This window comes from Bradyrhizobium algeriense (assembly GCF_003062295.1).
In the GTDB taxonomy this organism is placed as follows: domain Bacteria; phylum Pseudomonadota; class Alphaproteobacteria; order Rhizobiales; family Xanthobacteraceae; genus Bradyrhizobium; species Bradyrhizobium algeriense.
The window spans coordinates 1-459 of record NZ_PYCN01000259.1 but is presented as its reverse complement, the minus strand read 5'-3'; the positions used below and the strand labels follow the sequence as shown (position 1 = coordinate 459).

At 66.7% G+C, this 459-nt stretch carries 1 protein-coding gene; it reads right to left on the bottom strand.

Features of this window, described 5'->3' with window-relative positions; all coding sequences use genetic code 11:
• A partial coding sequence (locus C7G61_RS43410; RefSeq protein WP_145963869.1) for an alpha/beta hydrolase fold domain-containing protein occupies positions 1 to 459 on the bottom strand: 459 nt, incomplete at both ends.

Below are 459 nucleotides of genomic sequence, written 5' to 3'. Positions count from 1 at the left end.
GTTGCCTGCCGCCACCCAGCGCGACGCCATGAAGAGGCTGTCGTCGAGGAGCATGTCCTTGGTCCCGACGGAGAACAAAGCCGGCGGCAGTCCTTTCAGGTCGGCATTAAGGGGCGAGATATCGGGATCGCGCCGGTCGGGGGCCTGACCGCAGAAATTGTCGGCGAAGACCCGCACGTCGTTCGTGTTGAGGATCAGCCGCTCGTTGCCCCAATGCCGGACGCTCGGCGTGAGAGAAAGATCGTAGCACCCGGCGAAGAGATTGGCGCCCCGGAAGGGGGTCAGCCCGTGCCTGTCGCGCAGGCGCAAGATCGTCACTGCCGAGAGATGGGCACCGGCCGACTCGCCGCCGATGAACAGGCGCGAGGTGCCGAACCGGCTCTCCATCTCCCGGATGACCCAGAGAGCCGCCGCCTCGCAATCGTCGGGCGCGGCCGGATAGGCATGTTCGGGAGCGAG